General features: G+C 61.2%; 12 protein-coding genes and 2 pseudogenes. 13 read left to right on the top strand and 1 reads right to left on the bottom strand.

All coding sequences use genetic code 11. The features are described from left to right. The first annotated feature begins 1 nt into the window (after position 1). From ATI02_RS28755 to ATI02_RS28745, 3 genes and pseudogenes are all read left to right on the top strand, one after another. Positions 2-2,404 (top strand): annotated as a pseudogene (locus ATI02_RS28755) (aldehyde dehydrogenase family protein). 44 nt (positions 2,405-2,448) lie between these two features. Next, entirely contained in the window at positions 2,449-3,750 is a 1,302-nt protein-coding gene (locus ATI02_RS28750) for a phenylacetate--CoA ligase family protein (protein ID WP_100848520.1), read from the top strand. Further along, on the top strand, positions 3,738-4,679 hold the full coding sequence (locus ATI02_RS28745; protein ID WP_100848053.1) for a GNAT family N-acetyltransferase: 942 nt from the start codon (positions 3,738-3,740) through the stop codon (positions 4,677-4,679). The genes ATI02_RS28750 and ATI02_RS28745 overlap by 13 nt, the downstream gene beginning before the upstream one ends. Before the next feature lie 57 nt (positions 4,680-4,736). On the opposite strand, the gene ATI02_RS28740 is transcribed toward ATI02_RS28745, so the two are convergent. Next, positions 4,737-5,264, bottom strand: a complete 528-nt coding sequence (locus ATI02_RS28740; RefSeq protein ID WP_095189025.1) for a hypothetical protein — start codon at positions 5,262-5,264, stop codon at positions 4,737-4,739. A 981-nt stretch (positions 5,265-6,245) separates the two neighbouring features. Between ATI02_RS28740 and ATI02_RS33420 the strand changes: the two are divergent. The 10 genes and pseudogenes from ATI02_RS33420 to ATI02_RS28685 all read left to right on the top strand — a co-directional run. Continuing rightward, positions 6,246-6,767 (top strand): annotated as a pseudogene (locus tag ATI02_RS33420) (methyl-accepting chemotaxis protein); the annotation flags it as partial. A 311-nt stretch (positions 6,768-7,078) separates the two neighbouring features. Next, positions 7,079-7,525, top strand: coding sequence for a DUF411 domain-containing protein (locus tag ATI02_RS28730; RefSeq protein WP_100848052.1), 447 nt, complete (start codon positions 7,079-7,081; stop codon positions 7,523-7,525). Further along, complete coding sequence (locus ATI02_RS28725; protein WP_100848051.1) at positions 7,525-7,959, top strand: YqaA family protein; 435 nt, start codon at positions 7,525-7,527, stop codon at positions 7,957-7,959. The genes ATI02_RS28730 and ATI02_RS28725 overlap by 1 nt, the downstream gene beginning before the upstream one ends. 87 nt (positions 7,960-8,046) lie before the next feature. After that, entirely contained in the window at positions 8,047-9,099 is a 1,053-nt protein-coding gene (locus ATI02_RS28720; protein ID WP_100848050.1) for an alpha/beta fold hydrolase, read from the top strand. A gap of 13 nt (positions 9,100-9,112) precedes the next feature. After that, positions 9,113-10,066: a D-2-hydroxyacid dehydrogenase family protein gene (locus ATI02_RS28715; protein WP_100848049.1), complete on the top strand. Its 954-nt coding sequence runs from the start codon at positions 9,113-9,115 to the stop codon at positions 10,064-10,066. A 619-nt stretch (positions 10,067-10,685) separates the two neighbouring features. Further along, positions 10,686-12,272, top strand: a complete 1,587-nt coding sequence (gene glgA, locus ATI02_RS28705) for a glycogen synthase GlgA (protein WP_100848047.1) — start codon at positions 10,686-10,688, stop codon at positions 12,270-12,272. A gap of 18 nt (positions 12,273-12,290) precedes the next feature. Continuing rightward, the gene (gene treZ / locus ATI02_RS28700) at positions 12,291-14,093 is read left to right on the top strand and encodes a malto-oligosyltrehalose trehalohydrolase (protein ID WP_100848046.1); all 1,803 of its coding nucleotides are present in this window, start codon (positions 12,291-12,293) and stop codon (positions 14,091-14,093) included. Then, positions 14,090-16,159, top strand: a complete 2,070-nt coding sequence (malQ, locus tag ATI02_RS28695; protein WP_100848045.1) for a 4-alpha-glucanotransferase — start codon at positions 14,090-14,092, stop codon at positions 16,157-16,159. Before treZ ends, malQ begins: the two co-directional genes overlap by 4 nt. After that, positions 16,156-18,927, top strand: coding sequence for a malto-oligosyltrehalose synthase (locus ATI02_RS28690; RefSeq protein WP_100848044.1), 2,772 nt, complete (start codon positions 16,156-16,158; stop codon positions 18,925-18,927). Before malQ ends, ATI02_RS28690 begins: the two co-directional genes overlap by 4 nt. Before the next feature lie 27 nt (positions 18,928-18,954). Continuing rightward, complete coding sequence (locus ATI02_RS28685) at positions 18,955-19,269, top strand: DUF2934 domain-containing protein (protein ID WP_100848043.1); 315 nt, start codon at positions 18,955-18,957, stop codon at positions 19,267-19,269. Positions 19,270-19,324 lie beyond the last annotated feature (55 nt).

The raw sequence follows: 19,324 nt of genomic DNA, 5'->3' as shown, positions 1-19,324 counted from the left end.
TATGTACTTGATCAACGGACAACTGCACGCCGACTACACCCTCGACAACGCCCTGGCCCAACTTCAGCAAGGGTTGGCGCAGTACCTCGAAACACCGTTGCACAGCACAACCGTTGTCAATGCGGCGGCGGTCTTCGCCGAACAACTGCGCAGTGCCACCCCACCGGTGACACTGGATGATGAGCTGCGCCTGGCCCTGATCGATTTCTGTCAGACCGCGGCACTGCACAGCAAGGTTGAACGTGAGCTGGGTGAGCAAGCCGATTCGCTGCGCCGCTTTGACTATCGACAACCCCGTTATGAAGCCTGGCGCCCACTGGGACTGGTGGTGCACATCACGCCGGCAAACTCGCCACTGCTCGGGTTCTGTGCGGTGCTGGAAAGCCTGCTGGCCGGCAACCTCAACTGGCTGCGCCCCAGCAGCAGTGATCAAGGCCTGAGTGCGCGCCTGCTGCAGGCCTTGGCGCAGTGCGACTGCAGCGGCCAGCTCGGCCACTACGTCGCGGTATTGCCCGTGGCAACCACGCAGATCGGCCAACTGTGCAAACAGGCCAATGGCGTCGCGGCCTGGGGCGGCGAAGCGGCGTTGCAAGCCATTCGCCAACAGATCCCGGCCGGCTGTCGCTGGATCGACTAGGGGCACCGCATCAGTTTCGTATACCTGAGCCCTGACGCGGCCACGGAACAGGCCCTGGACGCCATCGCCGATGAAGTCTGTCGCCTCGATCAGCAAGCCTGCTCCAGCCCGCAATGGGTGTTGGTGGACAGTGACGATCGCGCCGTTCTGCGTGACATCGGCGCCAGACTGGCCCTGGCCTTCGAGCGCCGCGCCGGACACTGGCCGGCGCTGCAACCGAGCCTGCAGGAAGCCGCCGAGATCACCAGCCATACCGCCATGGTGCGGCTGGGTGAAAGTTTTTCCGGCCTGACTGCCGAGGTCTGGAGCGCGCCGGGCTGGCGCGTGATCTGGACACACGAGCAACAACTGGCGCCCTCCCCGCTGTTTCGCACGGTGCTGCTCAAACCGCTGCCACGCGCGCTCATCACCCGTCATTTGCTGAGTTGGCGCAACGTGCTACAGAGTTGCGCGCTGCTGTGCCCGGCGCAGCAAGTGATCGAACTGACGCAGACATTGCTTGCCGCCGGTGTGACGCGCATCGCCCCGATCAATGCGATTCATGACGGCTATGACGGCGAACCCCATGACGGCGTCTACGCCCTGCAACGCCTGAGCCGGCGGGTCTCGGTGAGCCTGCCGGCCATGCAGCTGCCGGTGCACGCCACCCTCGACCGGCAGCCGGCGCCACCTGCCGTGGCCGGCCTGCCGATCATGGACAAACAGGCTTTTGTCAGCCAGTCGATTTCAGACGCTGCTCAGTTGTACTTTCGCTCCGGCGGCAGCAGCGGCACGCCAGCGTTATCCGGTTTCAGCTATCGCGACTTCCAGCGCCAAATGCGCGCGACCGCCGACGGCTTGTTCGCCGCCGGTCTTGATCCGCATCGCGACAAAGTGATGAACCTGTTCTTTAGCGGCGGGCTGTACGGCGGCTTTTTCAGTTTTGCCAAGGTCCTCGAACAGTTAGGCGCCCGGCACCTGCCGATGGGTGCGCCTGCCGATGATGACTACAGTGAGATCGCCCAACTGATCGTCGAACAGCACGTGACCGTGCTGATCGGCATGCCGAGCACCCTGCAGCGCCTGTTCCTCAACGAACAGCAACGCTTGCGCGACTATGGCGCCATCGAAAAAGTCTTCCTGGGCGGTGAGCACCTCAGCCAGCAGTGTCTCGAGCTGTTGCACAGTTGTGGCGTGCGCAGTATCCGCTCGGCGGTTTACGGCAGCGTCGATGCCGGCCCGCTCGGCCATGCCTGCGCCGCGAGCGGCGACGGCGTCTTTCACTTGCTGAGCGATATCCAGCATCTGCAAATCGTCACCCTCGATGACGATACCCCGGTCGTGGCCGGCGAGGTCGGCAGATTATTGTTCACCTCGACCGCGCGCGAAGGTCAACGGGTCCAGCGTTATGAGGTCGGCGACAGCGGGCGATGGCTGCCCGGCCCCTGTGCCTGCGGCTTGACCTCACCGCGTTTCGAGCTGCTGCAAAGACACGGCAGGCTGGTGCGTATCGGCACTGATTTCATCTGCCTGAGCACGCTGGCCGAGCACCTGCAGAGCGCATTTCAACTGGTTGTGGATCACACCGCCAATGGCATCGAACGCCTGCTGTTGCGCTGCCCGTGCGAGCCGCAAGACATCCATGAACGCCTGCAAGGCTATTCGACGCTGGCCACTCTGCTGCGCACCGGACTGCTGACCGTGGACGTTGAAAAATGCGCGCCAGAGCAGTTTTTCAGGAACCGCCACAGCGGCAAGACGCCCCTGTTAATCGATGCGCGCCGTTGATGCGCCGCTTGCGCCTGAATGCGCGCCTATTTGAAGAGATCGGCATGAACACACTACCTCAATTAAATGCATTGCTCGGTTTTGCCCGACAGCACTCGCCCTACTACCGCAAACATTTCCAGCAGGTTGCACAAGCGATATCGCACCCCGGCGACCTGCCGCTGACCGATGCGCAGGACTATTGGCATGCCAGCCACGACCTTGATCAATGGCCGGTATTGACGGGGTCGGTACAGAAAGCGCTGGTGCTCAAAACAGGAGGCACCACCAGCGCCGGCAAACTATCAGTGTTCACCCCCCAGGAATGGCAAACGCTGGTACGCGACTTCGGCCATCATCTCACCGTGCAACTGAACCCTGGCGACCGAATCGCCAACCTGTTTTTCGTCGGCGACCTGTATGCCAGCTTCATCTTCATTCACGATGCCTTGGCCCATGTCCAGAGCGGCGTCACCGAGTTCCCTTTCACCGGCAATGTCGATCCGGCTGTGCTGGCCGACTCGATCGTGCAGTATCGGATCAATGTGCTCGCCGGTGTACCGGCCCATCTGCTGACATTCGCCGGCTGGTTGCGCAGTCAGGGCCGCACACTGAACGCGGTCACTACCCTGCTCTACGGCGGCGAAAGCCTGTTTACCGGGCAATTGCAGGTATTGCGCGATGTGTTTCCCAATGCGCGGGTCGCTTCTATTGGCTACGCCAGCGTCGATGCCGGCTTGATTGGCGTCAGCGACCGCGACTGCGCGTTGGGCGAACACCGTATGCTGGCTCACCATAGCCTGGTGGAGATCGTTGATGAACACAGCGGCGAAGTGATTGAGGAATGTGGCCGAATCGGGCGCCTGGTGGTTACCAATTTCAGCCGCCGACTCATGCCGTTGATCCGTTATCCCGTTGGCGATCTGGCCTGCTGGAGAGAGCCGCCTGCGACGCCCATGCGCAAGTTCGCCCTGATGGGGCGCAGCATGAACAGTCAGCGCGTGCGGGTCAGCACCCTGACTCTGCTGATCGACGAAATCGGCGCGATCGTACAGCGCATCACTGCCGGCGAAGACTGGCAACTGATCATCGACCATGTGCAGGACCAGGATGTTGTCGGCATTAAATGGGTGTCCGCCGTGCTAACGCCTGATACGTCCAACACCAGCGCACAACTGCGTGCCGCATTGATTGAACACTACCCTGTGATGGAACAACTGATCGCCGAGCGCCTGCTTGATGTACAGGTCACCTGCTGCACCGGCGAGGCGTTGGCCCGCCACCCCCGGTCCGGCAAGCGCCAGCGAACCGTCGATCTTCGCGTCTACGACAGTCCGCCTGCGGAGCAGCCCTTATGGAAACAGTGACGCTACGCAGTTATCGCCCCGGTGATGCGGCAGCGGTCAGTCGCCTGTTTCGGGAAATCTATGGCGACCATTACGTTCAGCCCCATGTTTACATGCCTTTGATGATCAGCCAGAACCATGTAGAAGGCCGCTGGCATTCACTGGTAGCGGTGACCGGTAAAAAGATCCTCGGCCATGCAACGTTATGCAGGAATGAGGACTCGTATACAGCAGAACTGGCGTTAAGCCTGGTGCATCCGAGCACACGGGGGCAGAACGTAGCCACCCAGCTCGGCCAGCGATTGCTGATACATGCACAGGCATTGGGTTGCCGTGGTGTAACGATTAAACAGGTCACTCAACATCCGTACACGCAACGGATGGCTGAACGCCTGGGTTTTGTCAGCACCGGTTTGTTGCTCGACTATGTTCCGTCACCGTTTGACCGGGCGCAGAAGGAGTCGATCGTTGTCGGTTTCATTGCCATCGACGATTACCGGCGCCCGCTCCCTGCACTGGTATGGCCGGAAAGCTGTCGCGACTTCATGCTGAACTTGTGCAGGGCGTTCGGCACTCAGGAAAAGCAGAAGCCGTGGGTGGGACCACCGGTGCATTTCGAGCAGTCTTCAGGGCGCTATGACGTGGTTCTGAAAACCGCCGACAGCCACCTGCTCAGACAACTGCGCCAATTGCCCCGACACTGGATGATTTCCATCAAACTCAGGCTTGCGCAGGACTTCACCAGCGCGATGCGCAGCTTGTCGACGATGGGCTTCATGTTTACCGGCGTGGCCCCGGATGATCGGGGCCAAGGATGGCTGGCGCTGTTTCACCGTGGTTATCGACCGGGCAAGCTGGCCTTGCATTGCCCGCACATGCAGCGCTTGCATGATCAGGCGCAACAGCCATTCAGGTCTGACTTGAGCGAACCGCCAGCTGCCGGCAATTAAACACTCGACGCCGGATCGACCAGGCCCGCGGCATTGCGCTGCGGGCCATTTATAGCCTCAAGCCTTGGCCTTGATGCCCTCGTCCGCCGGCTTCGCAGCGTTGCCTTCGCCGTAGGTCTTCAGATTCTGCAGGACGTAAATCGCTTTTTTATATTCAGGGATCAGGCTCTTGCCGTAAGCATTGCCGTTGAGGCCGTTGTTCTGGATGGCATCGAGCTGGGTCGCGAAATACTCCAGCGCGTTGAATTTGGCATCAACGTCTTTGGTCACGCCGAAACGATCGAACTTGTCACCGGCATTCATCAACGTAAAGGAAGTGATCTCGGAGATCAGTCCACGGGTGCGCAGAAAAGCGCTCAGATTGCCCAATTGCTTGACTGAAACGTTTGCCGGATCAAAGCCCTTGATGTTTTTGCGCAGGCCCTGCTTGTCCATTTCGGCAGTATTCAACGCATTTGGATCGTTGCCGACCATGGTGAGCATCTGCTGCACCTTGACACTTTGTGCCACCTGCTTCTTCGCGCCAGTGTTGCGCACCATGACGCCAGCCTTGCTTTCCCAACCGCCGACAATGCCGATCGTCATGAGAAAACTCCCTGTGCAATAAACATGAGATGTCCTTGTTGAACCAAATGAATGCCGGGGAGTATCTACCGGCTGAGTGATGGCACCAACCCTTGGTTACAATTATTGTACATCTCGATACAAATCAGCAATCGCCCGGAAATACTGACTCGCCGCCGCCCCGCTGAAACTCCTCGACGGTTTTTTTGATCGGCAAATCGCTCGACGCCCCATGCGTGTATCAACCTCGATACTCGCCTTTGGTCACTGACGTCGATTCTTGGACGCAAGTACCTAAAGCTTCCACATTTGCCGACGATACGCTGGTGTAACCCTGCCGTTTACCTCGACACCCACAATAAGATCGCCGCTCAAGGACCAGTCACCATGCCCGCATTCCGTTCCATACAGGCTCGCTACACGTTGTTTCTGGTTCTGTTCATCCTGCTGCTGTCGGTACTGACCGTGGTCGGCATCAGTCAATTGGTCGCGCCCAAATTGCGCCATACCGAAGAACAGGTGGTGCTCAACCGCATCGCCGAGGTCGCCGAACAGATCCAGGGCGAGTTGAACAAGGTCCAGGCGCAACAACGCAGCATCACCCAAACCATCCCGCTGCTCGACAGCGCCGCCATCGACAGGGTGTTGGTCAACACCTTCATCGCCTACCTGCAAAACATGATCGGCGAAGTCACCCAGGCGACCGGCGCCATGGCCTCGAGCCTGGACAACCTGCAACGCACCTCGGCGCACACCAGTCAGATCCTGTTGCGCCACGCTTCGGAAACCGACCAGACCGTCACCGCCATCACTGAAATGAGTTCGACCGCCGAAAGCGTCGCGCAGAACGCCGCCGAAACCGCAGCGTTCACCCAACGCGCCAACGAAAACGCCGATCGTTCGCGGGTGGTGGTGGGTGAAGCGACCAACAGCGTGGTCGCGCTGATCGACGAAGTGGCCAGCGCCACCCATAAAGTTGAAAACATGCAACAGGACGCCCAGCGCATTACCGAAATCCTCGGCGTCATCGGCGCGATTGCCGGCCAGACCAACCTGCTGGCCCTCAACGCGGCCATTGAAGCGGCCCGCGCCGGTGAACAGGGTCGCGGCTTCGCCGTGGTCGCCGACGAAGTTCGCGCCCTCGCCGCACGCACCCAGGCCAGCACGTCGGAAATCAACGAAATGCTCAGCCGCCTGACCCAAGGCGTGAGCTCCTCGGTCAGCGCCATGGAAAACACCCAGGCCAGTTGCCAGTCGGCAGCCGACGCCACCGCGCGAGTCAACTCGGGTCTGGACGAAATGGCCGGTTCGGTCAGCCACATCAACAGCCTCAGCACACAGATCGCCACCGCCGCCGAGCAGCAAAGTGCGGTGACCGAAGAGATCAACCGCAGCATGGTGCAGATCCGCCACATGGTCGACGAACTGGTGCAAAGCGGCCAGGCCAGCGAACTCAACACGCAACAACTGCTGGAAGCCAACAGCCGGGTGAGCGCGATCATGGGGCGGTTCAAGGTCAGCTGATTCATGAACTCCCACAATGGCTTTCTGCAAAACAGATAACCCTTGTGGGAGCGAGCCTGCTCGCGAATGCGGTATTTCAGACGCCCAATGCATCGACTGACAGAACGCTTTCGCGAGCAGGCTCGCTCCCACAGGGTTCGGCGATCAGCCTGACAGATTTGTCACTTCGCACTCATCGGGCTGTCAGCCGTGATCTACGATAATCCTGCCAGTCTGTCTTGTAGCAACTGGAAACACTCCGTTGATGCCGGGCAAGCAAAACCGGTCAAAATACGTTCTTTTTTGACCGCCAACCGAGCCGAGAACCCGTCATGCGAACCCACCTGCGCCTGCTCGCCCTGAGCACCCTTTTCATCTCCTCCCTGGCTCAGGCCGCCGACTTGATCCCCATCGAAGTCCACCGCGACGCCAACTGCGGCTGCTGCAAAAAATGGATCAGCCACCTCCAAGCCAACGGCTTCAAAGTCCAGGACCACGTCGAAGCCGACATGAGCAGCTTCAAGCAGCAACATGGCGTGCCGCCGCGTCTTGCCTCGTGCCACACCGCAATCATCAACGGCAAATTCGTCGAAGGCCATGTACCGGCTGAACAAGTGCTGGCGTTGAGCAAACGCGATGACCTGCTGGGCGTCGCCGCGCCGGGCATGCCGATGGGCTCACCGGGCATGGAAATGGACGGCATGAGCGATGCGTATCAGGTGATCGGCCTGAAAAAGGACGGTACTGACGTGGTAGTGGCGGATTATCCGGCCCATTGATGGGCGCCGCTTACATCGGCTTGTTCTTTGCCGCCTTCGGCGCGGCGACGCTGTTGCCGTTGCAATCCGAGGCGCTGCTGGTTGGCTTGATCGTCAGCGACCGTTACTGGCTCTGGGGTTTATTGGCGGTCGCCACCCTGGGCAATGTACTCGGCTCGCTGGTCAACTGGTGGCTGGGCCGTGGGCTTGAACGATTTCAGAATCGGCGCTGGTTCCCGGTCAGCGCCAGACACATGGCCACGGCGCGCAAGCACTATGAACGCTACGGTCATTGGTCACTGCTGCTCAGTTGGCTGCCGATCATTGGCGATCCACTGACGCTGATCGCCGGGGTGATGCGCGAGCCACTCGGGCGTTTTCTGTTGATCGTGACGGTTGCCAAAGGCGCGCGCTATGCCGTGCTGGCCCTGCTGACGCTGGGCTGGTCCGGTTGAACGTTCCGGCACTGGCATTGCCTGTGTTTAACGTCGCGCTAATCCGGCCGCTTCAGCATCGGCCAATCTCGAACGGAGTTTGACCTCATGTCTGTCACGTTTTCCCGCTGGCTGCCGGGCCTGTTCCTGACCGCCGCCCTGCCCCTGTTCGCGCAGGCTGCCACACCCGGCGAAGCCACCTCCGCCGAAGGCCCGGCTTACGGTCCGCAGTTGGAGGGCTTCGAATACCCTTACACGCTTAAACACTTTGCCTTCCAGTCCCAGGGCAAATCCTTGCAGATGGGGTATATGGATGTCGCCGCCCACGGCAAGGCCAACGGTCGCACTGTGGTGTTGATGCACGGCAAGAATTTCTGCGCCGCCACCTGGGACAGTTCGATCAAGGCGTTGAGCGAGGCCGGTTACCGGGTCGTCGCACCGGATCAGATCGGTTTCTGCACCTCAAGCAAACCCGACAGTTACCAATACTCCTTCCAGCAACTGGCGACCAACACGCAGCAACTGCTCAAAGCGCTGGGCATCCAGAAAGCCACGCTGCTGGGTCATTCCACCGGCGGTATGCTCGCCACCCGCTATGCGCTGCTGTTCCCGGAACAGGTTGATCAACTGGCGCTGGTCAATCCGATCGGTCTGGAAGACTGGAAAGCCCTCGGCGTACCGTACCGCAGCGTCGATCAGTGGTATCAGCGCGAACTGAAAGTCACCGCTCAGGGCATCCGCGAGTACGAGCGCACGACCTACTACGATGGTCGCTGGAAACCGGAATTCGACCGTTGGGTCGACATGCTTGCCGGTTTGAGCAAAGGCCCGGGCAAGACCCAGGTGGCCTGGAACTCGGCACTCATCTACGACATGATTTTCACCCAGCCGGTGTACTACGAGTTCAAGGACCTGAAGATGCCGACCCTGCTGCTGATCGGCACGTCCGACACCACCGCCATCGGCAAGGATCTGGCACCACCGCAGGTGAAAGCAAAAATCGGCCACTACGAGGTGCTGGGCAAACAGGTGGCCAAATTGATCCCGCAGTCCACGCTGGTGGAGTTCCCCGGCATGGGCCACGCGCCGCAGATGGAAGAACCGGCGCAGTTCCACAAAGAGCTGCTGGGCTGGCTGAGCAAAACCAATCCCGTTCGTTGATGAGGTAACGCTGATGGCGGTGCAGATTGCAGTGATCGATGACTGGCAAGGCGTGGCTCGCGACGTGGTTGACTGGGCGGTTCTTGATAGCCTCGGAGAAGTGACGTTCGAACATGATTACCCGGCGGACAACGCCACGCTGGCCGAACGTCTGGGCCAGTACCAGGTGATCTGCGTGATGCGCGAACGCACGCGTTTCGATGAAGACCTGCTCAAGCGGTTACCCAATCTCAAGTTGCTGGTCACCGGCGGCATGCGCAACGCGGCATTGGATATGCAGGCAGCAGCGGCGCTGGGGATCAAGGTCTGCGGCACCGACAGCTACAAACACGCGGCGCCGGAACTGACCTGGGCGCTGATCATGGCTGCCACACGCAAGCTGCTCAACGAAGCCAGCTCGCTGCGCGCCGGCAATTGGCAGCAAGGGTTGGGCGGCGATCTGCACGGCAAGACCCTGGGCATTCTCGGTCTGGGCAGTATCGGCCAACGGGTGGCGCAGTTCGGTCAGGTGTTCGGCATGCGGGTGATTGCCTGGAGCGAAAACCTCAGCGCTGAACGCGCAGCACTGGCGGGCGCGACCCGCGTCAGCAAACAGCAACTGTTTGAACAAGCGGATGTGCTGTCGGTGCATCTGGTGCTGAGCGAGCGCAGTCGCGGCCTGGTCGATGCTCAGGCATTGGGCTGGATGAAACCGACGGCGCTGCTGGTCAACACCGCACGCGGACCGATTGTCGATGAGCCCGCGCTGATCAAGGCCTTGCAGAAACAACGCATCGCCGGCGCGGCGCTGGACGTGTTCGACCAGGAACCGCTGCCGGCACTGCACCCGTTTCGCACACTGGACAATGTGCTGGCGACGCCACACGTCGGGTATGTCAGCCGGCAAAACTATGAACAGTTCTTTTCGCAGATGATCGAGGATATTCAGGCTTGGGCGGCTGGGGAGGCGGTTCGCCTGTTGAATTGAGACCTTCATGAATACGGTGGTGTAGCGACCATTGCATTCGCGAGCAGGCTCGCTCCCACAGGGGATCTTCAGTGGGCAGAAAATCTGTTCCCGGCGCAGATCCAATGTGGGAGCGAGCCTGCTCGCGAAGGGGCACTCACTGTCCCCCCATCAACAAACTGTCCGCACCACAACAGTGCATCCGCCTTTCTCGCTAGCACAAAATCGTGACCACCCAGTCACCGTTTTGGCCCTCCCTCGCAAAAAAACCTGTACTTCGTCGGTGCAATTCCCTCTGCAAGCCGCGGATTTCTTTGCCTCGCAACCGATTGTCGAACAATTTACCCATTTGCTCTGGCCCGCTCTAGGATCTGGCCTAGACTGACTTTCGCGGGTCAAAACCGGCCGGTCACACCACAGCAAAATAATCGAAACTTTTGCTAAAGGCGGCGGGTCATCTGAAAGGCAGGGGGAACGCGGCTGGTTCATTCCTTGCAATGGCCTCTTCACCCATTCTGCTTGCGCGTGTTGGGTAGCGTTTGCTCACCGATGCGTGGCGCGTTTGCGCCCGGCCACAGGACGTGGTCATGGACAGGGTTTGTTCAAGACAAGAATCAGATCAACAAGACGGGAGATTCATATGATCAGTGCGGCATTGGATATTCAGGGAGAACGTGTTCAGCAGTCAGTAGGCGAAGCGAGCACCGTCAGCGTTCCCGGCAGCCGATCGATCAACGTCCCCGGCACCAAGACGCTGACGCCGGTAGCGAGTCAGAATCCCAACAAGAAAAAAGTGTTGTTCGTCACTTCGGAGATCGCCGACCTGGTCAAGACCGGCGGTCTGGGTGACGTTTCCGCCGCCCTGCCCCGTGCCATGGCGCATCTGCACGATGTGCGCGTGTTGATCCCCGGCTACCCGCAAGTGATGCACAGCGAGAACCCGATTCATATCATCGGCGAGCTCGGCGGCCATGCCGCGCTGCCGCCGTGCAAGATCGGGCGCATGGACATGCCGGACGGTCTGGTGATCTACGTGTTGATCTGCCCTGAACTGTACGAGCGCGAAGGCTCGCCCTACGGAGCCAATAACGGTCGCGACTGGCCGGACAACCATATTCGTTTCGCCCGATTGGGTCTGGCCGCTGCCGATATCGCTGCCAACCTCGCACAAATCCACTGGTGCCCGGACCTGGTGCACGCCCATGACTGGCCCGCTGGCCTGGCGCCCGCTTATATGCACTGGCGCGGGCAGCGCACACCGACGCTGTTCACCATTCACAACCTCGCCTATCAAGGCGTGACCAGCCTCGGCTCGTGCCCGGAACTGGGCATTCCCAACCATGCCCTGCAACAGGAAGGCATGGAGTTCTACGGCAAGATGTCGTTCCTCAAGGCCGGCATGGCCTATTCGAGCCACATCACCACCGTCAGCGCCACCTACGCCCAGGAAATCACCACCCCGGATTTCGGCTGCGGTCTCGACGGCTTTCTCGCCGCCAAGACCCAGCAAGGCTTGCTCAGCGGCATTCCCAACGGCATTGACGAAAGCTGGGATGCCTCGACCGATCCGCATCTGTTTGCGCCGTTTGCCATTGGCGACTGGGAAGGCAAAGCCATCAACGCTGCGCATGTGCGTGAGCTGTTTGGCCTGAAGGACTCCGAGGGCCCGCTGTTCGCCGTGGTCTCGCGTCTGGTCTATCAGAAAGGCCTGGACCTGACCGAAGCGGTCTCCGAGTACATCGTGCAGAACGGCGGGCAGATCGCGATCATCGGTCGCGGCGAGCCGGAAGAAGAGCAAGCCATGCGCGAACTGGCCCTGCGCTTTCCCGGCCAGATCGGTGTACGCATCGGCTTCAACGAAACCGACGCCCGACGGATGTTTGCCGGCAGCGATTTCCTGCTGATGCCTTCGCGTTACGAACCCTGCGGCCTGAGCCAGATGTATGCGCAACGTTTTGGTTCGTTGCCGGTGGCGCGCAACACCGGTGGCCTGGCTGACACCATTGAAAACGGCGTTACCGGTTTTCTCTTCGACGAGTCGACTGCCGACAGCTACCGCGAAGCCCTGAGCCGCGCATTCAAGGTGTTCGCCTACCCCGACCTGCTCAACGCCATGCGTTGCCGGGCCATGGCGGCGCCGTTCAACTGGTGCAAAGCGGTCGAACCTTACGCTGAACTCTACGAACAACTGGTCGCCAAGGCGCTGGGTAAAGCTCACCACAAATAATCAGGGAGATTCTTCACGATGCCGTTACGGACCCAAGAGAACTGGCCCCACGGCGCGATCATGCTGGACGCCGAACACACCCAATTTGCGCTGTGGGCACCCGACGCGGTTTACGCAAGCGTCGAGATGGAAAACGGCAAGTCCCTGCCGATGCTGCCTCAGGCTGATGGCTGGTTTGTCATCAAGACCCGCTGCCCGGCGGGCACCCGCTACCGTTACAAGATTGATGGCGAGCAGGAGGTGCCGGACCCGGCCTCCCGCGCACAAGACGGTGATCTGAACCGCGCCAGCATCGTGGTCGATCCACTGGCCTATCAGTGGCGGCACACGGCCTGGCAGGGTCGGCCGTGGAACGAAGCGGTGATCTACGAGCTGCACGTCGGTGCACTCGGCGGTTTCGCCGAGGTTGAACAACATCTACCGCGGCTGGCGGCACTGGGCATCACCGCCATCGAACTCATGCCGCTGGCGCAATTCCCCGGCGAGCGCAATTGGGGTTACGACGGTGTGCTGCCTTACGCCCCGCAAGCCTCCTACGGCACCCCGGAACAACTCAAACATCTGATCGACAGCGCCCACGGCCACGGTCTGGCGGTGATTCTCGACGTCGTCTACAACCACTTCGGCCCGGACGGCAATTACCTCGACCGCTACGCCAAAGGGTTCTTTCGCGAGGACAAGCACACGCCGTGGGGCGCCGGGATCGATTTCCGCCGTGCCGAGGTTCGTGAGTTTTTCATCGAAAACGCACTGATGTGGCTGCTCGAATACCGCTTCGACGGTTTGCGTCTGGACGCCGTGCACGCCATCGAAGACCCGCAGTTTCTACGGGAAATGGCACAACGCATCCGTCAGCAGATCAATTCGCAGCGCCACGTCTGGCTGACCGTCGAGAACGAGCTGAACCAGTCGAGTCTGCTTGAAGAGGATTACGACGCGCAGTGGCTTGATGACGGCCATAACGCCCTGCATGTGTTGCTGACGGGTGAAACCGACGCTTATTACGCCGATTACGCCATGCAGCCCACCGAGCAACTGGTCCGCTGCCTGAGCCAGGGCTTTGTGTTTCAGGGCCACATCACCCGCCACGGTGAACCTCGGGGCGAGCCGAGTGAGCATCTGCCTTCGACCGCGTTCGTGTTGTTCTTGCAGAACCACGACCAGATCGGCAACCGCGCCTTTGGCGAGCGTCTGCATCAATTGGCCGATCCGCGTGCTGTGCAATCGGCAACGGTGTTGCTGCTGTTGTCGCCGATGATTCCATTGATGTTCATGGGCGATGAGTTCGCAGCCGAGCAGCCGTTCCTGTTTTTCACCAGTCACCATGGCGAACTGGCCGACCTGGTGCGCGAAGGTCGGCGCAACGAATTCGCCGGGTTCAGTGCCTTCACCGACCCGCACAAGCGCGAGCAGATTCCTGACCCGAATGCCGAGCAGACATTCCATGCCTCACAGCCACGTCTGATCGGCAATGGTTCCACGCATCAGCAGGAAACCCTCGCGCTGTACCGGCAACTTCTGCAATTGCGCCATCAACACATCATCCCCCACCTGTCTGGCACTCAGGCCTTGGGGGCGCAAATGCTCGGCCATGGCGCCGTCAGTGCGCGGTGGCGACTGGGCAATGGCAGTGAGCTGCGAATCGACCTGAACCTCAGCGATACGGCGGTGGTCAACCCTCCACGAACCGGCGCCGTGTGGCTGTTTCAAAAGCCGCCTGCCGTCGAGGGGGCGGACGAGGGCCTGCTGCCCCCGTATTGCGCGCTTGTCAGCCTCACGGCCGCCCCCCCTTTGCAACCTCTGACTGGAGAGCGCCTATGAGCGATGCGCAACTGGAAATTCTTGCAAGCCGCGCCGGCCTCGCCGTCGACTGGATCGACGCCAATGGCCGCGCACAAAAAGTTGCGCCAGCGGTACTGCGCAATGTCCTGATCGGCCTCGGCCACCCGGCCAGCACCGCGCAGGAAATCGATGCCAGCCTGCTGCAACTGCAACAAGACCGTCACCTGCCGCCCCTGCTGACCAGCGATGTCGGCGTCGGTGTCGATCTGGCACGTTATTTCGCCCCTGAAACCCCATGCGAAATCCATCTCGAAGACGGCTCGCGGATGAACCTCAAGCTGGATTCGGAAGCGGTATTGCCCGGCCTGATCCCGGTCGGCTATCAGCAGGTACACATCGACGATCAATATTTCACCCTCGCGGTGGCGCCCGAACGCTGCTACAGCGTCGGCGATGCGGTGGGTAATCCGATCCCCCGCGCCTGGGGGCTGAGTGTGCAGTTGTATGGTCTGCGCCGCCCCGGCGACGGCGGCTTCGGTGACACTCAGGCGCTGGAAGAACTGGCCCGGGTGGCCGGTGAGCGCGGCGCCGATGCGCTGGCGATCAGCCCGCTGCACGCGATGTTCAGCGCCGACACCGGCCGTTACAGCCCTTATTCGCCGTCCAGCCGCTTGTTCCTCAATTCACTGTATGCCGCGCCGGGGGCGATTCTGGGCGAGCGCGCCTTGCGTGACGCGATCGATGCCGCCGGGCTGGCTGAGCAGTTCGCGCAACTGGAAAACCTGAAACTGGTCGACTGGCCAACCGCCGCACAGGCCAAGCAGAAACTGCTGCACGCCTTGTACGAAGGGTTTGTGGCCGGTGATCACCCGTTGCACCCGGACTTCGCCAGTTTCCGTCACGCCGGCGGCGAAGCTCTGGAAAATCACTGTCGCTTCGAAGCCATTCAGGAAATGCGCGCCGCCCGCGGTGAAAGCCTCGACTGGCGTGAATGGCCGGAGCATTGGCATGACCCGCGCGGCGCCGCCCTCGGAGCGTTTGCCGAAGAGTACGCCGAGCGCATCGGTTATTTCGCCTTCTGCCAATGGCTGATTCATCGTTGTCTTGAGCGTGCGCAAACCACCGCGCGCAGCGCCGGCATGGGCATCGGGTTGATCGCTGACCTTGCCGTGGGCGCTGATGGCGCCGGCAGCCAGGCCTGGAGCTTTCAAGACGAACTGCTCGCCTCGCTCACCGTTGGCGCACCACCGGATATCCTCAATCGCGCAGGCCAGGGCTGGGGGATTTCTGCGTTCTCCCCGGAAGGTCTGATCCGCAATGGCTTTCGCGCCTTCATCGAGATGCTGCGCGCCAATTTCGCCCACGCTGGCGGCTTGCGCATTGACCATGTGATGGGCCTGCAACGCCTGTGGGTGATTCCCAATAGCTCAGCGCCGGCCGACGGCGCTTACCTGTATTACCCGGTGGACGATCTGCTGCGCCTGCTGACCCTCGAATCCCATCGTCACCAGGCCATCGTCCTCGGCGAAGACCTCGGCACCGTGCCCGATGGCCTGCAGGCCAAACTGATCGCCCGCTCGATGCTCGGCATGCGCGTGCTGCTGTTCGAGCAGGACAACACCCGCTTCAAACCGATTCTCGACTGGCCGGACAACGCGCTGGCCACCACCAGCACCCACGATCTGCCGACGCTCAACGGCTGGTGGCATGGTCGCGATATCGACTGGAATGCCCGTTTGGGGTTTGTCGACGCCAACGGTGAAATCGAATGGCGCCGCCACCGTCAGCGCGAACGCGAAGGCTTGCGCGGGGCGTTGAGTCAGGATCCGCAGAACTTCCGTGAGGAGTCCAACGAGGCCGATCAGGTCGTGGATGCCAGCGTGCGTTTCCTCGGCCATACCCGCGCGCCGCTGGTGTTGCTGCCACTGGAAGATGCGCTGGGCATCGACGAGCAGGCGAACCTGCCGGGCACCATCGATACCCATCCGAACTGGTCGCGGCGCCTGCCCGGCAGCAGCGAAGCGTTGCTTGACGGGGTTGATGCGGCGCGACGTCTTGAATTGCTCGCCTGTGCGCGGCTGCAGGCTGCCGAGCGTGACCAATGAACTCATCGCTCACTCAGCCATTGCGCGCCACCCTGCGTCTGCAATTTCATAAAGGTTTCACCCTCGAACAAGCGGTGCCGCTGGTGCCGTATTTCGCCCGCCTGGGCATCAGCCACATTTACGCCTCGCCATTGCTCGCCGCGCGCGCCGGTTCGATGCACGGCTACGACGTGGTCGACCCGACGCAGGTCAACCCGGAACTCGGCGGCGAACCTGCATTGCGCAAGCTGGTCAGCACCCTGCGCGAACACCGCATGGGGCTGATCCTCGACATCGTGTCCAACCACATGGCGGTCGGTGGCAATGACAACCCGTGGTGGCTGGATCTGCTCGAATGGGGACGCCTGAGCCCTTATGGCGAGTTCTTCGACATTCAGTGGCACTCGCCGGACCCGTTGATGGAAGGCCAGTTGCTCCTGCCATTTCTCGGCGGCGACTACGGCGTGGCCTTGCAGGAAGGCACATTGACGCTGCAGTTCAACGCGCAGAACGGCAGCTTTTACGTCGAACACTACGACCATCACTTCCCGATCTGCCCGAACGATTATGGCGAGTTGCTCAACGCGGTCGACGCGCTGAAGCCGCTGGCCGCTCGGTTCAGTGCGCTCAGCTACCAGACCGACGCGCATTCGCTGGCCCGGCCGTTGAAGCAAGAACTGCAGCAACTGGCCGGCGAACCACCGATTCGCCAGGCCATCGAGGACAGTCTGGCGGCGCGCTACAATTCCACCACTGAACACGGCTTCCACGCGCTGCATCAGTTGCTCGAACGCCAGAGCTATCGCCTCGCCAGTTGGCGCACGGCGGCGGACGATATCAACTGGCGGCGCTTTTTCGACATCAATGAACTCGGTGGTTTGCGCGTAGAACGTCCGGCAGTATTCGAAGCGACCCACGGCAAAATCTTCCAGTTGATCGCCGAAGGGCTGGTCGATGGTTTGCGTATCGACCATATCGACGGCCTCGCCGATCCGCGCGGTTACTGCCGAAAACTGAGGCGCCGCGTCGATCTGCTTGCCCCCGGGCGGCACTTGCCGATCTACATCGAGAAAATCCTCGGTGCCGGCGAAACGCCGCGCCGCGACTGGGCGGTGGACGGCACCACCGGTTACGAGTTCATGAATCAGTTGTCGTTGCTGCAACATGACCCGGACGGCGAATACGTGCTCGGTGACCTGTGGCAACGGCGCAGCGAACGCCCCGCCGCGTTTATCGAAGAGGCTCAGTTGGCGCGTCAGCAGATCCTCAACGGCTCGCTGGCCAGCGACTGCGAAAGCGTCGCCCAGGCTTTATTGCAAGTGGCCCGCGATGACCTGATGACCCGTGACCTGACCCTCGGTGCGATCCGCCGGGTGTTGCAGGCGCTGATCGTGCACTTCCCGGTGTATCGCACCTACATCAGTGCGATGGGCCGCTCGGCGCAGGACGAGGTATTTTTCCAGCAGGCCATGGACGGTGCGCGGCAGACCCTCGGCGAAGGCGATTGGCCAGTGCTTGACTGCGTCGCTGCATGGCTAGGCGGCACGCCATGGCGGCAAAAACCGCGCGGGCGTTCGCGCAAGATCCTCAAGCATGCCTGTGTACGCTTCCAGCAACTGACTTCACCGGCCGCCGCCAAAGCCGTGGAAGACACCGCGCTGTATCGCTCGGCGGTGCTGCTGTCGCGCAATGACGTCGGTTACAACACCGAACAGTTCAGCGCGCCGGTCAGCGACTTTCACGCCCTCAATCAACAACGCCTGGAAACGTTCCCGGACAACCTGCTGGCCACCGCCACCCACGATCACAAACGCGGCGAAGACACCCGCGCGCGTCTGGCCGTGCTCAGCGAACGCAGCCATTGGTACGCCGAGCAGATCGAGCTATGGCGCGCCCTCGCCCGCCCGGTCCGTAGCGATGATCAAATGCCGTCGAGCGGTGATGAGCTGATTCTCTATCAAGCCCTGATCGGCAGTTGGCCGCTGGATTTGCACGATGGCGATCAGGCAGGTTTCGCTGACTACGCCAAGCGCATCTGGCAATGGCAGCAGAAGGCGTTGCGCGAAGCCAAGCTGCAGAGCAGCTGGAGCGCACCCAATGACGCCTATGAACAGGCGGCGCAGGCCTTCACCGAAAAGCTGCTCACCGGTGAAGAAGGCGAACTGCTGCGCGCGGCCCTGAACAAGACGGTCGACAGCATCGCAGCGGCAGGCGCCCTCAACGGTTTGGCGCAAACCTTGCTGCGCATGACGGTGCCGGGGGTGCCGGATCTGTATCAAGGCAACGAGTTCTGGGACTTCAGCCTGGTCGATCCGGACAACCGCCGACCGGTGGATTACGCCGCTCGCGAGCAGGCTCTGGCGGATCCGTCGGCCATCGGCGATTGGCTCGCGCACTGGCGTGACGGGCGCATCAAGCAAGCCTTGATCGCCGAGGTGCTGAACCTGCGCGTCGAGCATGCCGAGTTGTTCCGGCGTGGCACGTATCAGGCCCTCGAGGTGCTGGGCGCACAGGCACACAACGTGCTCGCGTTCGCCCGTGAACACCAGGGCCGGCAAGCCATCGTGATCGTGCCGATCCGCTGCGCGACGTTGCTGGAAAACAGTGCTGTACCTCAGGTCGATGCGCTGCGCTGGGGCGATACACGGGTGGTTTTACCGTTCGCCGCCTCCGAAACAAACCTGAAGGGACTTTTTCAAAGCCGCGCAGTCACAAAAAACAGGGAGCTGAATATCAGCGACGCGCTGGGGGATGTCCCGGTCAATCTCTTTATCCAACACTTAACGTAAGCATGGGTTCAGTTCAGGAGTATTGCGATGAGCACCGACGATAAACGCATTCGCGAATTCGCCTATCAAATCTGGGAATCGGAAGGTAAACCCGAAGGCGAGGAATCACGCCACTGGGAGATGGCGCGCAAACTGGCCGAGGCCGAAGCACTGGCACCGAAGCAATCACCGAAGGCTGCCGGCAGTAAAACCGCTGGCAAGAGCGCCGAGGTGAAAGCGCCGGCAGCCAAGCCAAAAGCGCCGGCCAAAGCCAAGCCCGCCAGCGCCGCAAAAGTCGTCCCGCCGGGCGAAAAAGCCGCCGAGAAAAAGCCGCGCGCACCGCGTAAGCCCCCGGCGAACTGACGCTCTACCCGATTATTGAACTGAATGACTGTGTGGCGGGTTTACCCGCCACCGA

Origin of the sequence: Pseudomonas baetica, assembly GCF_002813455.1 — a bacterium.
GTDB classification, from domain to species: domain Bacteria; phylum Pseudomonadota; class Gammaproteobacteria; order Pseudomonadales; family Pseudomonadaceae; genus Aquipseudomonas; species Aquipseudomonas baetica.
The sequence above is the reverse complement of the archived record's forward strand: the minus strand, read 5'-3'. Positions and strand labels throughout refer to the sequence as shown.

Excerpts from the sequence above, each read along its gene's own strand:
- ATI02_RS28750 (WP_100848520.1), top strand. The coding sequence starts at position 2,449 with ATGAACACACTACCTCAATTAAATGCATTGCTCGGTTTTGCCCGACAG.
- ATI02_RS28745 (WP_100848053.1), top strand. The coding sequence starts at position 3,738 with ATGGAAACAGTGACGCTACGCAGTTATCGCCCCGGTGATGCGGCAGCG.
- ATI02_RS28740 (WP_095189025.1), bottom strand. The coding sequence starts at position 5,264 with ATGACGATCGGCATTGTCGGCGGTTGGGAAAGCAAGGCTGGCGTCATG.
- ATI02_RS28730 (WP_100848052.1), top strand. The coding sequence starts at position 7,079 with ATGCGAACCCACCTGCGCCTGCTCGCCCTGAGCACCCTTTTCATCTCC.
- ATI02_RS28725 (WP_100848051.1), top strand. The coding sequence starts at position 7,525 with ATGGGCGCCGCTTACATCGGCTTGTTCTTTGCCGCCTTCGGCGCGGCG.
- ATI02_RS28720 (WP_100848050.1), top strand. The coding sequence starts at position 8,047 with ATGTCTGTCACGTTTTCCCGCTGGCTGCCGGGCCTGTTCCTGACCGCC.
- ATI02_RS28715 (WP_100848049.1), top strand. The coding sequence starts at position 9,113 with ATGGCGGTGCAGATTGCAGTGATCGATGACTGGCAAGGCGTGGCTCGC.
- glgA (WP_100848047.1), top strand. The coding sequence starts at position 10,686 with ATGATCAGTGCGGCATTGGATATTCAGGGAGAACGTGTTCAGCAGTCA.
- treZ (WP_100848046.1), top strand. The coding sequence starts at position 12,291 with ATGCCGTTACGGACCCAAGAGAACTGGCCCCACGGCGCGATCATGCTG.
- malQ (WP_100848045.1), top strand. The coding sequence starts at position 14,090 with ATGAGCGATGCGCAACTGGAAATTCTTGCAAGCCGCGCCGGCCTCGCC.
- ATI02_RS28690 (WP_100848044.1), top strand. The coding sequence starts at position 16,156 with ATGAACTCATCGCTCACTCAGCCATTGCGCGCCACCCTGCGTCTGCAA.
- ATI02_RS28685 (WP_100848043.1), top strand. The coding sequence starts at position 18,955 with ATGAGCACCGACGATAAACGCATTCGCGAATTCGCCTATCAAATCTGG.